12 protein-coding genes are annotated in these 13,962 nt (G+C 46.1%); 8 read left to right on the forward strand and 4 right to left on the reverse strand.

Annotated elements, in window-relative coordinates; all coding sequences use genetic code 11:
* The first annotated feature begins 81 nt into the window (after window positions 1-81).
* The 4 genes from QFZ78_RS31675 to QFZ78_RS31690 all read left to right on the forward strand — a co-directional run bounded on the left by QFZ78_RS31675 (window position 82) and on the right by QFZ78_RS31690 (window position 4,831).
* Entirely contained in the window at window positions 82-1,689 is a 1,608-nt protein-coding gene (locus tag QFZ78_RS31675) for a LytS/YhcK type 5TM receptor domain-containing protein (protein WP_307553313.1), read from the forward strand.
* A gap of 6 nt (window positions 1,690-1,695) precedes the next feature.
* The gene (locus QFZ78_RS31680) at window positions 1,696-2,439 is read left to right on the forward strand and encodes a LytR/AlgR family response regulator transcription factor (RefSeq protein ID WP_307553314.1); all 744 of its coding nucleotides are present in this window, start codon (window positions 1,696-1,698) and stop codon (window positions 2,437-2,439) included.
* 132 nt (window positions 2,440-2,571) lie between these two features.
* Window positions 2,572-4,632, forward strand: a complete 2,061-nt coding sequence (locus QFZ78_RS31685; RefSeq protein WP_307553315.1) for a carbon starvation CstA family protein — start codon at window positions 2,572-2,574, stop codon at window positions 4,630-4,632.
* Between the two features lie 4 nt (window positions 4,633-4,636).
* Complete coding sequence (locus QFZ78_RS31690; protein WP_307553316.1) at window positions 4,637-4,831, forward strand: YbdD/YjiX family protein; 195 nt, start codon at window positions 4,637-4,639, stop codon at window positions 4,829-4,831.
* Between the two features lie 58 nt (window positions 4,832-4,889).
* Here QFZ78_RS31690 and QFZ78_RS31695 read toward each other — a convergent pair whose 3' ends face one another.
* From QFZ78_RS31695 to QFZ78_RS31705, 3 genes are all read right to left on the reverse strand, one after another.
* A complete protein-coding gene (locus tag QFZ78_RS31695) occupies window positions 4,890-5,645 on the reverse strand; it encodes a DeoR/GlpR family DNA-binding transcription regulator (RefSeq protein WP_307553317.1) in 756 nt (251 codons plus the stop codon).
* A gap of 843 nt (window positions 5,646-6,488) precedes the next feature.
* Window positions 6,489-7,427, reverse strand: a complete 939-nt coding sequence (locus QFZ78_RS31700; RefSeq protein ID WP_307553318.1) for an aldo/keto reductase — start codon at window positions 7,425-7,427, stop codon at window positions 6,489-6,491.
* A 33-nt stretch (window positions 7,428-7,460) separates the two neighbouring features.
* A complete protein-coding gene (locus QFZ78_RS31705) occupies window positions 7,461-8,462 on the reverse strand; it encodes a Gfo/Idh/MocA family protein (protein ID WP_307553319.1) in 1,002 nt (333 codons plus the stop codon).
* A gap of 131 nt (window positions 8,463-8,593) precedes the next feature.
* Between QFZ78_RS31705 and QFZ78_RS31710 the strand changes: the two genes are divergently transcribed.
* Window positions 8,594-9,439, forward strand: a complete 846-nt coding sequence (locus QFZ78_RS31710; RefSeq protein ID WP_307553320.1) for an AraC family transcriptional regulator — start codon at window positions 8,594-8,596, stop codon at window positions 9,437-9,439.
* On the opposite strand, the gene QFZ78_RS31715 is transcribed toward QFZ78_RS31710, so the two are convergent.
* Window positions 9,428-10,243, reverse strand: a complete 816-nt coding sequence (locus QFZ78_RS31715; RefSeq protein WP_307553321.1) for a glycosyltransferase family 2 protein — start codon at window positions 10,241-10,243, stop codon at window positions 9,428-9,430. The genes QFZ78_RS31710 and QFZ78_RS31715 overlap by 12 nt on opposite strands.
* A 102-nt stretch (window positions 10,244-10,345) precedes the next feature.
* Between QFZ78_RS31715 and QFZ78_RS31720 the strand changes: the two genes are divergently transcribed.
* The 3 genes from QFZ78_RS31720 to QFZ78_RS31730 all read left to right on the forward strand — a co-directional run bounded on the left by QFZ78_RS31720 (window position 10,346) and on the right by QFZ78_RS31730 (window position 13,829).
* Window positions 10,346-12,823: an HAD family hydrolase gene (locus QFZ78_RS31720; protein ID WP_307553322.1), complete on the forward strand. Its 2,478-nt coding sequence runs from the start codon at window positions 10,346-10,348 to the stop codon at window positions 12,821-12,823.
* 164 nt (window positions 12,824-12,987) lie between these two features.
* Window positions 12,988-13,146, forward strand: coding sequence for a hypothetical protein (locus tag QFZ78_RS31725; protein ID WP_307553323.1), 159 nt, complete (start codon window positions 12,988-12,990; stop codon window positions 13,144-13,146).
* Window positions 13,147-13,217: 71 nt separating this feature from the next.
* Complete coding sequence (locus QFZ78_RS31730; RefSeq protein ID WP_307553324.1) at window positions 13,218-13,829, forward strand: DUF2238 domain-containing protein; 612 nt, start codon at window positions 13,218-13,220, stop codon at window positions 13,827-13,829.
* Window positions 13,830-13,962 lie beyond the last annotated feature (133 nt).

Consider the following 13,962-nt stretch of genomic DNA (forward strand, 5'->3'; position numbering starts at 1 on the left):
AGAAATCATGGTCTTTTTTACTGCAAGGACAAACGATTTCTGCTAGGATTATTTTAAAAGATGTTAAAAGGTGTGTGAGCGATGCTTCATTTGTTCGTCGATATGATTGAAAGGGTTGGATTCTTGATAGCGCTTGCATTTGCCTTTTCTCGCAGCCGCTGGATGCGCAGTTATATGAGTTATCAAGGTAACAAGACCTATCAATGGCGTTTTCTTTTCTTTTTCACTGCTTATGCGATTCTGGCCACCTACTCGGGTGTGACGGTTTCCGAGTACACATATCGACCGGCACCATGGATCGGCGAAGTAGCCCCAACCGCGGCCATTGCCAATGCTCGAACCGTTGGAGTCGTCATTGCCGGCTTGCTAGGCGGTGTGAAAAGCGGGCTCATCGTTGGTGTCGCAGCGGGCCTGCATCGTTACAGCTTGGGTGGATTTGTTGCTGTAGCTTGTATGATTGCGCCTATTCTACAAGGTGTCTTGGCTGGACTTTGCCGCAAAGCGTTCAAGAAACGCTTCCGCAAGGTGTCGTCCATTCAACTCGCCTTTCTTGTAGGCTTCATGGCTGAAGCTCTGCAAATGGCACTTATTCTTGCGCTCGCCAAGCCCTGGGGAGATGCATTAAACCTAGTTTCGCTTATTGGTTTACCGCAGACTCTCGCTAACAGCATCGGGGTAGCCCTTTATTTCGTACTGTACAACACGATGGAGCGCGAAGAGGATCGCATCGGCGCAGAGCATGCTCATAAAGCACTGCAAATTGCGGATATGACGATGCCGCTTTGGCGATTGGAATTCGAGAAGGCCGTACATGAAATCGCGAAAGTTTTGAATGAGGAAATGAAGGCCGTGGGTGCATTTTTCAGTAAGAACGGTTCGGCATGGATAGCGGAGGGAAGAAAAACAAAGCATTGGATCGACTTATTCATTCATATTCCGAATCAGCGTCCGATTGGGCAATTTCGCTTGTATTTCGACCGAGAGCAGGATGATAATCCATCTCGTAGACGAATGTTGTCCTCGCTTGCCGGTCTGCTTTCTCAGCAGTATGCGTTTGTCGAGTCCGAGAGACAGTCGCAGCTGCTGGCCGATGCGGAGATTCGTTCGCTGCAAGCGCAGATGAATCCCCACTTCCTTTTTAATGTGCTCAACACAGTCAAATCGTTTATTCGTACTAAACCGGAAGAGGCCCGTCAGATGGTGATGCACTTGTCTAAGTTTTTGCGCAAAAACATGAGCCATAGTAACCAACGGATGATTACGATACGTGACGAATATGAATTGGTCATGTCTTACCTTAGTTTGATTAAATCACGTCTTGGGGATCAATTGGAATTTTATGCTGAAATCGATGAAAGGCTACTGGATCATCAGATCCCTCCGTTTACGATTCAACCTCTTGTCGAGAACGCCATTGTTCATGGCATCAAAAACAGGAAGGGAATCGGTATGATCAAGCTTATGGTGAAGGAGGAACTGGACGACGGAAAGCGGCATGCGCGTATTACTGTCGAGGACAATGGAGTTGGCCTAGAAACCGTCAGGCTTCACAGTCATGGGGAACAACACGCCGGTATGGCTTTGCGGAATATCGAACAGCGGCTAATCTACCATTACGGAAGAGAGCATCCGCTTGAAATTGAGAGTAAGTCAGGCGAAGGCACAAAAATTAGATTCTGGGTGAGGTGATGGTAGGTGGGCTGGAATATCGTGATTGCTGATGATGAAGCGCCGGCAAGGGAAGAGTTAGTCTATCTCTTAGAGCAGTACGAAGATGTAGAGATGGTGACACCTGCGACCAGCGGAATGGATGCAATTAAGAAGGTAAAAGAACAAGCACCGGATGTCTTATTTCTCGATATGGACATGCCGGATCTTAATGGGCTTCAAGTGGCAGAAATCGTACGAGAGATCAATCCGCAGGTGAAGGTTGTGTTCTCCACTGCGTACGATCAATATGCTGTTCATGCATTTAAGCTTCGTGCTTTTCACTATATGCTCAAGCCGTACGACGAAGAAGACTTAGCTATCGTTTTCCGAGAGCTGCGTAAAATTCGAATGCAGAACGGATCGGGCGTCCTAGTCCATCCTTCCACCGGAATGACAAGTGTAAAACTAGCGCTAGAATTGGATGAAGGCATTACCTATGTATCACCGAAGGACATCATGTATATCAGCAAAGAAGTCAAACATGTACAGGTTCATCTTCGTGATAAAGCCTATAACGTTTCCTATACGTTAGTGGAGCTGGAACAAAAGTTGGAGCCATTCGGTTTTTTTCGCTGCCACAAAAGCTATCTCGTCAACCTGGCTTCCATTGCTGAGATGAAGACTTGGGTCAACGGAGCGTATAATCTGCGGATGGATGACGCACTGCGAAGCAGCATACCTGTTAGCCGAAATTATGTGAAGATGCTGCGTTTGAAACTCGAAATTTAACATCATAGGGCCCCAATATGGCATGATGCGCTCCAGATATTTCGCTCGGAAACTAAACAAGCTATACTCCTTGTAAGCGTTATCAACCAATAGTCAATTTGGAGAAGAAAACACTTACTAGGAGTGATAGGTATGAAAAACAAATTTACTTCGTATGTGATTTGGGGTGCGATTGCAGCATTAGGTGCAGCTGGTTTCGCTATGCTCGCGCTGTCGAATGGCGAGAACATCTCGGCAGTTTGGTTAATCATTGCCGCTATCTGTACGTATGCTTTTGGTTACCGTTTTTACAGTCGGTTCATTGCTAAGAAAATTTACGAGTTAAATGATCAACGGGCAACCCCAGCCCATGTTCATAACGATTCCAAAGACTACGTCCCGACTAACAAATATGTGCTTTTTGGCCATCATTTCGCGGCCATCGCCGGAGCAGGACCGCTGGTTGGTCCGATATTAGCCGCACAAATGGGGTATTTACCCAGCATTCTCTGGATTATTGTCGGGGCCGTTCTTGCTGGCTGCGTACAAGACTTTGTGACCCTTGTTGGATCCATGCGTCGAGATGGAAAGTCACTGGGTCAAATGGCCAAAGACGAAGTCGGTCGATTCAGCGGTACGTTAGCGTCCATTGCAACGTTAGCGATCCTCATTATTATCGTCGCCGTTCTTGGACTCGTCGTAGTGAAAGCGTTAGCAGAATCACCATGGGGCATGTTTACGATCGTCATGACCATGCCGATTGCGATATTTATGGGCTTTTATATGCGTTATATTCGACCTGGTAAAGTAATCGAAGGCTCCATCATTGGTTTCGTCTTATTGATGATTGCTTTATGGTCAGGACAGTATGTAGCGGAAAGTCCGATGCTATCCCAGATGTTTACCTTCACAGCTCCACAAATCGCCATTATGATGGTTGTCTATGGCCTCATTGCTTCCATTTTGCCAGTTTGGGTCCTTCTTGCACCGCGTGATTATTTAAGCTCTTTTTTGAAAATCGGCGTTATCATCTTACTTGCTGGCGGCATTATGGTCATTTTACCGGAGCTGAAAATGCCGGCAGTGACCAAATTTATTGATGGAACCGGGCCTGTATTTTCCGGCAATTTATTCCCATTCCTATTCATTACCATAGCTTGCGGGGCGGTTTCCGGATTTCATTCCTTGATTTCTTCCGGTACGACTCCGAAAATGATCGATAGAGAAAGTCATGCCCCTTTTATCGGTTTTGCCGGTATGGCCGCAGAATCCTTCGTCGCTGTTATGGCATTGATCGCGGCATGTGCCTTAGAACCCGGCATTTACTTCGCGATGAACTCTTCACCGGCTGTAATCGGAACGGATCCAGCTGCCGTCGCGGCCAAAATCTCATCATGGGGCTTCACGCTGACTCCTGATCAGATTACAAGCACGGCCAAAGAAATCGGTGAAAAGACGATCCTCTCGCGAACAGGCGGGGCACCAACGCTTGCCGTAGGTATGGCTGAGATTTTTGCAAAATTCCTAAATGGAGCCAAAGCATTCTGGTACCATTTCGCTATTTTATTTGAAGCTGTGTTCATCTTAACAGCTGTAGATGCCGGTACACGGGTTGGCCGTTTTATGCTGCAGGATTTGATCGGAAACTTCTACAAGCCATTTGGCCAAACAAAAGATTTCAAATACAATTTCATTGCTTCGCTGCTTGTTTGCTCGGCTTGGGGGTACTTCTTGTATCAAGGGGCGATCGATCCGTTTGGGGGTATCAATTCCTTATGGGCGCTATTCGGAATCGCGAATCAAATGCTAGCTGCTATCGCTTTAGCCGTAGCAGTAACGATTATGATTAAAATGGGCAAAGCTCGCTACGCTTGGGTAGGTATCCTTCCTTTTGCATTCCTCTCCGTGACGACGTTGACTGCCGGCTTTCAAAAAGCATTTTCCGGAAACGCAAGTATCGGTTTTTTAGCGGCAGCGAAGAAATATCAAGAAGGAATTGACAAAGGCCAAGTCATCGCACCTGCAAAGAACATGGATGTCATGCATCAGATTGTGACAAATAACTATATCGATGCGGCCCTCACCATCTTCTTCGGTATCGTCGTCATTCTGATGATTATCATCTCTTTACGGGTATGGTACAATATCTTGATTCAAAAGCAGAAACCTCACTTGAAAGAAGCGCCTTTTGTACAATCCACATTTGGAGCCTGATGCCATGAAAACAATTAAGAGTTTTACAAAGAAGGTTAACACGACAATAAAGGTCATTTTCAATATCCCAGACTATGAAAGATACTTGAAGCATCAACAGGATCATCATCCAGATGATAAACCTTTGACGGAAAAGGAGTTTTACATGCTTTCCCTTCATGAACGTTATGAAAGCGGAAAAATTAATCGCTGCTGTTAATAAAAAGAAACGGAGCATTACGGGAGGAATGAACCCGAGATGCTCCGTTTTTATTTTTTCATAGAAATGGTGCTCCGGCTTCCTTGAAAGCATGCTTCATTTCCGGTGTTATGGCTGAATCGCTAATAATACCTATGGTTTCTTGAACTTCCCCTATGACAAACAAGGAGCTGCGGCTGAACTTGGAATGATCGGCTACGAGGTAAGTTTCCATGGACTGCTTCATCATGCGCCGATTGGTCTCGGCTTCCAGCTCATTATAAATCATCATGCCACGGGATAACGAGACACCGTCCACACCCATGAATGTTTTGCGAATGCTGAGATTGTCTAACGTTGCATTGGCGAGTGGTCCCGACAACTCGAAGGTTTGGGTGCGAATCACCCCGCCAGTAAGGATGAGCTGCAGCCCCGGCGTTCCGATCAGCTCATAGGCGATATTAACCGCATTCGTGATAACGGTAAGGTTCTTAAATTGATTGAGCTTTTTAGCGATAAAAGTCGTCGTCGTACCGCCGGTTAAACCGATGATATCGCCATCTTCAATATAGCGCAGCGCCTTGTCGGCGATTTCTTTCTTCTCATCCGTGTAGAGGTCCATTTTGTTGAAAAAAGGGACTTCGACCTTCAAGCTTTCAAGCACGGCGCCTCCAAAGGTACGGATGCAGCGCTTTTCTTGTTCGAGTATCTCAAGGTCCCGTCTAGCCGTTGCTTCCGAAACAGCAAACTGCTTGACGATATCGATCAAGGCGATGGAGCCTTTATCTTTAATGGCTTGCATAATCGCATCGCGGCGAATGTCTGTCTTTCCCATGGTACCTCCTAAAAGCAGATCCTTATTCTTCCTGTAGATAACGCTTTCTTATATCTTATCATGTCAACGGATAAGCCGTCCATCGGATGGGTGGAAGAATGGTGGCGAGGAGCATGATCTGCCAGATAAGAGTCCCCAGAGACTCCTATTTGAGCGGAAAGTGCCAGAAAAGCGATAATAGCAGTCTCTAGAGGCGCTTATTTGCTCGGATTTAATCCAATTTAAGCTCAATTTGCCCAATAAGAGTCTTCAGAGACTCCTATTTGAGTGGAAAGTGCCAGAAAAGCAAAAATAGCAGTCTCTAGAGGCTCTTATCTGCTCGGATTTAATCCAATTTAAGCTCAATTTGCCCAATAAGAGTCTTCAGAGACTCCTATTTGAGTGGAAAGTGCCAGGAAAGCAAAAATAGCAGTCTCTAGAGGCTCTTATTTGCTCGGATTTAATCTTAAGCTCAATTTGCTAAATTAGTCCCCAGAGACTCCTATTTGAGTGGAAAGTGCAAGAAAAGCAATAATAGCAGTCTCTAGTGGCTCTTATTTGCTCGGATTTAATCCAATTTAAGCTCAATTTGCTAAATAAGAGTCCCCAGAGACTCTTATTGGAGTGGAAAGTGCAAGAAAAGCAAAAATAGCAGTCTCTAGAGGCTCTTATTTGCTCGGATTTAATCCAATTTAAGCTCAATTTGCCCAATAAGAGTCTTCAGAGACTCCTATTTGAGTGGAAAGTGCCAGAAAAGCAAAATCCGGCAGGTGATTATCCACAAGCACACAAAACCCCCCGGCCCAATATCGGCCGGGGGGCTTCAAGCGGCACACAAACGGTGCCGCAAAGGTTGCGCAGCTGTTACACCGTCGCTGCGGTCAAATCAAGCCATGCCAGCTCCTGCGCAGACAGCACAAGCTGCGCGCCGTCACGGCATGAGAGCATTTCGGCTTCGCTGCGCGGCCCAATGAGGGCGCATGCCGGGAACGGCTGGCTCAGCACATAGGCGAGCGCGATTTGGATCGCGCTGACGCCTTTTTCCTGTGCCAGCTGTTCGGCGCGGCGCAGCCGCGTCCAGTTCTCGTCACTGTAGAAGACGCGGACGAGATCGGCGTTTTCGCGGTTCTCCGGCGTGAACCGCCCAGTGAAAAATCCGCGTGCCTGCGAAGACCAGGACAGCAGTGGGAATTGCTTGGCTTCATGCCAGCGCAGCGCTTGCTCATCGGTTGAGACACAGCCAGCCCAGAATGGCTCGTTCGCTTTAGCTAGGCTAAGGTTAGGGCTGCTGAAGCTGAAGCCGATTAGACCATGCTGCTCAGCATAATCTGCTGCTTCTTGCAGACGTTCATGTGTCCAGTTGGATCCGCCAAAGGCGCGGATTCTACCAGCTTCCACATGTTCATTCAGCGCTTCGAGGATAACGCCGACCGGTGTTGACGGGTCATCGCGATGAAGCGCATAAAGATCAATATAGTCAGTGTGCAGTCTCTCGAGACTGGTGAACAAATCACTTCGAATTGCTTCCGCATTCACTCTGGGCCCGCTAGCATCATGATGTGCGCCCTTGGTAAAGATATTGATGTCATCGCGATTGCCCATTTCATCGAGCCAAATCCCAAGCGCTTGCTCACTCTGGCCACCACAATAGATGAAGGCTGTGTCAATCGTATTTCCACCGATAGATAGATAATGCCCGAGGATTTCGCTGACTTCTTGACCATTATCCAGTCTAAAAAAGTCAGATCCCATGATCAGTTTGGATACTGGTTTATCTAATCCTTTAATCTGAATGTGCTTCATATGAAATCATCCCTGCTTTCTTTATATGAATGATTATTGATTAATAACAATTCGTGAGCGATCTCTAGCTGACTTCAGGCATGCATCGATCACTTTCAAGTTTTTAATAGCATCACTCGCTGGGAAGCGAGGTGCTCTCTCACCCCAAGCGGCATAAGCCATGTCGTCCGCTTGCAGCGCGTATTGGTTGAGAAAAGGAACCTTTTCTTCACGGCGTTCATTTTTAACATGGACGATAAAATTGCCGGATTCCTCTGTTGGCGTCACAAACGCAGAAGGGACTTCAATACGTCCATGCGCGCCAACGATTTCGAGCGTATTACGGAAAGCTGCCCACATTCCGCAGTCAAAGGTTAACGCGACATTGCCGCTAAATTCAACTAAACCGGACATCATCATATCGACATCATCATGCTCCGGCGAGAAGAAGGCGTGAGTGGTCACAGCCTCTGGTTCCCTGCCCAACAGCATTCTTGCAGCACTTAGTGGATAACATCCAACGTCATAGGCTGAACCGCCACCCCATTCACGAACGTAGCGAACATTTTTGCTATCACCAGGGTTACTAAAGGTAAAAACACCATGAATTCCACGAATATCACCGATTTCACCGGAGTCCATAATAGCTTTAATCCGCTCGTACCGCGGGTGGTGTCTATACATGAAAGCTTCGGCAAAAACCACACCTGCTTGTTCGCAAGCCGTGACCATTTCTTGAACATCATCCGCCGTAAGAGAAGCTGGCTTCTCGCACAGTACATGCTTACCAGCCTGGGCAGCACGAATCGTCCACTCTTTGTGCAGATGGTTCGGAAGCGGTATGTATAAGGCATCAATATCAGGATCCTCGATCAATTCTTCATAACTGCCGTAAGCCTTAGGAATATCTAGCTTAGCTGCAGTTTCCTGTGACTTCTGCAGATTGCGGCTGGCAATAGCGCTTACAATGCCAGTCTGAGACTGCTGGATACCAGGAATACAAGCCCTTATGGCTATATTGGCGCAACCTAAAATCCCCCAACGAAGCTTTGTCATTACAGCATTTCTCCTTTTGTAAAATATTTGATAACGGTATATTGTTATTATAAAACGAGTTATTTAAAATGAATATGATAATATATTGCACCGAGTATCGGAATATTGTCATTAGAAGAGGAGGAGTTAAGATGCAAAGGCATGTCATGCTGCCGAGGCTGCAGCAATCTTCTTATTTCATTTTTCCAGAGTCTGTTGGCTGGTACCGTGATCTCCCGAATCATTCTGTCTATCGGTCCGAGAGGTTATGTGAGACATTTAGCTTGCATTTCATCGTTTCAGGTAAAGGGTACGTCGAAATTGAGGGGGAACAGTATCCGATTCAAAAAGGGGATGCTTTTCTGTATTTTCCATATCAAGAACAAAAATACTACAGCTCGAAGGAAGATCCATGGGATGTAAGGTGGGTTCATTTTTATGGAAATCATATAAAGGAGTTTATGCTGGAGCGAGGATTTCTTCGGACCTTGTGGACGTTAAAGCGATGGAATGAGCTTGAAGAAGCGTATCATGAGCTTTTGCTGGAGGCGGAGACGAATAGCATCCTTCGGACAACGAATCTCTCGACACTGACGTATAAGATATTGTGCGAATTCATGAGCTATGCGGCGCCTTTAACGGGAAATCGGGGGATGGAATCCGTGGATCGCATTCTCGCCTTACTTCCCTCGATGCAGCAAAAAGCCTGTGAACCGTTCATCTTGGAAGAATGGGCGGAGCTCACAGGCGTAAGCACTTACTATTTCTGTAAATTATTTCGTAAAGCTATGTCGATGACCCCGCTCTCCTTCATTACGCTTTGCCGCATTCAATTCGCTAAGCAGCGTTTAATTGAAAAGGAGAACTGGCCGATCAAAGACATCGCCAAGGAATCAGGTTATGCCAGCGCGAGTTATTTCAACCAGCGGTTTCAAGAACATGAAGGAATGACGCCAAGCGAGTTTCGAAGCTTCTATGCCAAAAGTTTATTTGGATAAACGAGAGCGAATCGGTTTCCCGTCCCAGATGATTTCGGTCACTGCTTGTCGCGCTTTCACTTCCGGTTCTTCCAGCAGGAGGAAGAAGTTTTTCGTTGGCAATTCACCGAGTTGATGCTTGGCTGAGAGCATGTCCAAATAAGGACGCATGTTATCTAATTGACCCGACATATTGCTGCTGCCTTGCTGCGAGAAGGCATAGAGTACACTTGCGATTGGCGCACGTTTCACGCGGAATTGCTCAGCTGCTCGTAAGAAGAAATCCCAGTCCCAATAATGAAATACTTCCGTGTCAAAAGCGCCCAGAACGTTGATAACCTCGGGACGAAATATACAGCCGGAAGAAAAGAAGGTCGAAAACCTACGCATCGCAGGCACATCGAATTCATAAGCAAAAACGAACCGATCTGTGATGGAACGGGCGTTATTTTCATAAACATAATCGAAAATTTCTACGTCTGGGTAGACAAGATCATAGCCTTCTATTTCTTGCAGCATGCGCTCGATATGGATCGGAAGCAGCAGATCGTCGTCATCACAGAGCATAATGAAATCGCCTTTTACCTCTTGCAATCCGCGGTTGCGTGCATGAACATGCTTCAAGTTTTGCGGCATATTGACGATCTGAATAGCCAGTTCCGGGTACAATTCCTGAATGAAATCGACGGAGGGGCCGCAATCGTTAACGATGATGATTTGTAAGTTTTTGTACGTTTGGCGGTATAATGATTCTGCGAGCTCAGCGAGTTCAATTTGGCGATTATACGTAGGGATAATGATGGACACTAAGGGCTGATAGGACATGAAAAAGCGCACCTCCGAATTATGGTATTTTAAGCTTACCTCAATTTCGGTGTACTTCTCAAATATAAGTGATAAATAAGCAAAACTTTAAGGAGGTTTCTAATGCTGGAGGTACCGCATACAAGTATAAGCTTTACCGATCTTCATTTATGGAAAAAGGATCGCTTTCTAAGCGGCTTGATTGGTGATATTGACGCCATTTCGCTGCTCAGTTTGGATATTTTCGATACGCTATTATTTCGTACTTGTGCAAATCCCTCTGACGTTTTTGTTCTTGTTGCGGAAAAAGCACACCGTATTGGCTGCTTGAAGGCTTCCATATCACCAGCCGCTTTCAAAGAGATGCGGATTCGTGCTGAGAACAATGCCCGTGATCGACAAGCTGCCGTAACGGGCTTTGGCGAGGTTACTTTGGAACTCATTTATGCTGAGATGCCGGAAGGGGTCTGTATCAGGGACAAGATGGCTCAGATAGAAGTCGAGACTGAGGCGGAAGTTTGCTATGTGAACCCGCATGTGGCGTCATTGTTAGCTGCTTGTAAAAGCAAGCAGATTCCGGTAGCACTGTTATCGGATATGTATTTATCCTCCGAGCAGCTGCGCTGGATTCTTTCGTCGTCAGGTCTAGATCTATTAAGCGTAGATACGCTGCTTGTTTCATCGGAGGAGCATGAAGGGAAGTCATCGGGGCATTTATTCGCTCGGTTGAAGGAACTTTACCCACAGCTCGAGAGTCACGAAATTGTACATATTGGTGACAATATAGCCGCAGATGTGGAAGGTGCCTCCAAAGAAGGAATAAGGAGCGTACACTACAACGTCGTTCCTGAACATTTCGAGAGCTTGCATCACTGGGAGTATGTTAGACATGGACATGTACTGCCAGAATGGAAGTCCCTGCGGAAGCTAGCAGAAGCCTCGGATATGACGGTTGGAATGGGCGAGCTGGACCGCGTATTTTATAAGTTGGGTACCAGTGTAATTGGACCATTTTTGCAAGCTCTGTGTGAGTGGGTCATTGATCAATGTGTGGATGAGGGCATCCGGACTGTACATCCTTTAATGAGAGAAGCTTATTTGTTAGCCCCGATGCTTGAAAGTGCTGCGCGTATTCGAGGTGTTGACCTACAGATAAAGCCGATCTATGTTTCCAGACAAGCTACTTTTTTGGCGGGACTGGAGAGCTTTGGTGATGATGAGCTAACACTTTTGCTAGGCATTCACGGTTTGAAAATAAGCGAGCTATTCGAGGTACTTGATATCTGCGAAGAAAGCGATCATTTTCATTTTGAAGCATTTTTGGAGGAAAGAATTGAAACTTGCAAGTATATAGTAGGTGAAAATGGAAGCTCCATCTATGATCAAATTGGGGGTTTTCTACGAAGTGCACCCATACAAACTAAAATTTTGGCGTCTGTGAAGCGGCATAGGCAGCTTTTTGTAAGTTATTTGAAGCAAGAATTTGGTTCGCCTGAACGGTTGGTAACGGTCGATATTGGCTTTCACGGAACCATTCAGAAATCACTAGAAAAAATAGTGAGCTTAGCGGGACATAAGCCGCAAATGACGCATTTACTCGCTGTTGGCGCTAATCGGCTGGATGAGCTGAGTATGCGTGGTATGGATATCCGTAGTATGCTGCGCTCGGGTAGCGGGGGAAGTGATGAGGGGAAACGTATCGCAAGGACGCCTGCCTTTTTGGAGGAGCTCATGATGGGCGATTTCGGTTCGACGCTTCGTTATGCTGAAGGTGAGCTCGGTCAAATCAGGCCGATTACGGCCGAGCTGAAACGTCCTGACAAAGAGTATGCGATGAAACGGGCATGTCAAGAAGGTGCTTTAGCGTTCCAAGGTTATTATGCCTATTTGCTACAGCAGAAAGAGGGGCGATTGCAGCGCGCATCCCTACAGCCTGTGGAGTGGAGCAAGCCGCTGCACCGTGTTCTCGATATGCCGAGACCCGAGGAAGCGAGATTGTTGGGGGATTTGACGCATCAGGACAATTTCTGTACCGAGTACATTGCACCGATTTGTGAAGATGTGGCCGAAGAATGGTTCGAGCAAGGGCCGGAAGCATTTTTGAATACCTGTAATTATGGGCCGTCGATTTTGAATGCGAATTGGCCGCAGGGTCTTGTGACTAGACGATTTGCGTATTATTTATATACATTCTATTTGCGGCTACAAGATGGGTTCGGCAGCCAGGTGATGCTGTTTGAGACGATCCAAAAGGTGAAAGAGGATGGCGTATGTGTCATTCATCTTTATGGAACGGGTGCTTTTGCCGAGCAGGCTTTGAAGATGGCTTGGTTTCATGGACTTCAGATTCGTTACTGGATTGATCCGCATATCGGGTTGGATGCTGCGCCTTGGGGGCAGTTTGCTTATGTTACTTTGGAACAGGTTAGGGATGGTGGGATTAAAGCAGAGAAAGGGGCAGGGACAGGAACTGGAACAGGGAATGCCTCTCACGCTTTCTTGATCGCGACGTTATCTGAGATGAAGGCATATAAGAACCATATTTTGCATGTATATGAGGGTAGTGAGGTAACGCCGATCTTTTACGAGCTTCTTCCTTAGGAAATTAGCACCTAATATAGGGATCTTTGGTCGTAGACCAAAGTCTCTCCTCGTTGGGATCTTTGGTCGTAGACCAAAGTCTCTCCTCGTTTAAGTCTTTGAACCAAATCGATGGATGGAACATCTTAATTAGTGATCTATTAGCTTGAAGGATGAACCTATTTTTGGTTGAAAAAGGAAACCTGCGCATTTATAATCTTACCCAGCATACTTTCCAGTTCCGATTGTGGCTGACTGATGAGCACTTGAATGCTTTTACCGATCATAACTTCTCAGAAGTGAAATATGATTTGTTCAATACGTCTAAAGAAGGTACTAGTTGAAGTTAGTACTTTTGGAAAAGACAGTGGCGAGGTAACCTGAGTTTAGAGGTAATAACAAGGGGGACTGAACCATGCAGACCATTTCATTCACTAAAAATTGGTTTTTGCAAATGATAATCGTTATGTTTGTAGGGATATGGATTTGGCTGGCGGTAGAGCCTTACAGCAGGTATAACTGGGTATTGGAAAATCTACTGATATGGGCAACGCTAATTGGACTTGTAAGTACATATAAACTTTTTACGTTTACGAATTTGTCTTATGCTTGGATTGCTTTGTTCTTACTGCTGCATACGTTTGGGGCTCATTATTCGTATAACGAGAATTGGGTGGATGTTTGGTTGAAGCTAATTCTTCACTCGGAACGTGATCATTATGATCGCTTGGTTCATTTCAGCTTTGGATTGCTCCTCGCCTATCCGATTCGGGAAGCGATGAGTGCATGGACACGGCTAGGCAGTAAATGGCTTTATGTGATTACCTGTGTCATTGTGTTGGCAATGGGGGCTTTTTATGAGCTTATTGAAATGTGGGTGGCGCTGATTGTTGCTCCTGAGATTGGAACGTTATTCCTAGGAACACAAGGTGATCAATGGGATACGCACCACGATATGGAGCTTGCTCTGTATGGGGCGGTTATTGCTATGGTTGTTACTGCGGTTTGGCGTAAGGTGCAGGTGTGAATTAAAGCAAAAAAAAGCAGGATTATGAGATTAAGTAGGGAAATGTGAGAGTAGGTTTATGAGATTACATAGGAAATGAATACTGAAGAAGTGACAATACTTATAGCAGAAATCGCTATCGTGGAGGCTGGTT

Source organism: Paenibacillus sp. V4I5 (genome assembly GCF_030817255.1).
Lineage (GTDB): Bacteria > Bacillota > Bacilli > Paenibacillales > NBRC-103111 > Paenibacillus_E.

Coding starts and splice junctions, on each gene's coding strand:
- QFZ78_RS31675 (WP_307553313.1), top strand. CDS start 82: ATGCTTCATTTGTTCGTCGATATGATTGAAAGGGTTGGATTCTTGATA.
- QFZ78_RS31685 (WP_307553315.1), top strand. CDS start 2,572: ATGAAAAACAAATTTACTTCGTATGTGATTTGGGGTGCGATTGCAGCA.
- QFZ78_RS31715 (WP_307553321.1), bottom strand. CDS start 10,243: ATGTCCTATCAGCCCTTAGTGTCCATCATTATCCCTACGTATAATCGC.
- QFZ78_RS31710 (WP_307553320.1), top strand. CDS start 8,594: ATGCAAAGGCATGTCATGCTGCCGAGGCTGCAGCAATCTTCTTATTTC.
- QFZ78_RS31730 (WP_307553324.1), top strand. CDS start 13,218: ATGCAGACCATTTCATTCACTAAAAATTGGTTTTTGCAAATGATAATC.
- QFZ78_RS31705 (WP_307553319.1), bottom strand. CDS start 8,462: ATGACAAAGCTTCGTTGGGGGATTTTAGGTTGCGCCAATATAGCCATA.
- QFZ78_RS31690 (WP_307553316.1), top strand. CDS start 4,637: ATGAAAACAATTAAGAGTTTTACAAAGAAGGTTAACACGACAATAAAG.
- QFZ78_RS31720 (WP_307553322.1), top strand. CDS start 10,346: ATGCTGGAGGTACCGCATACAAGTATAAGCTTTACCGATCTTCATTTA.
- QFZ78_RS31700 (WP_307553318.1), bottom strand. CDS start 7,427: ATGAAGCACATTCAGATTAAAGGATTAGATAAACCAGTATCCAAACTG.
- QFZ78_RS31695 (WP_307553317.1), bottom strand. CDS start 5,645: ATGGGAAAGACAGACATTCGCCGCGATGCGATTATGCAAGCCATTAAA.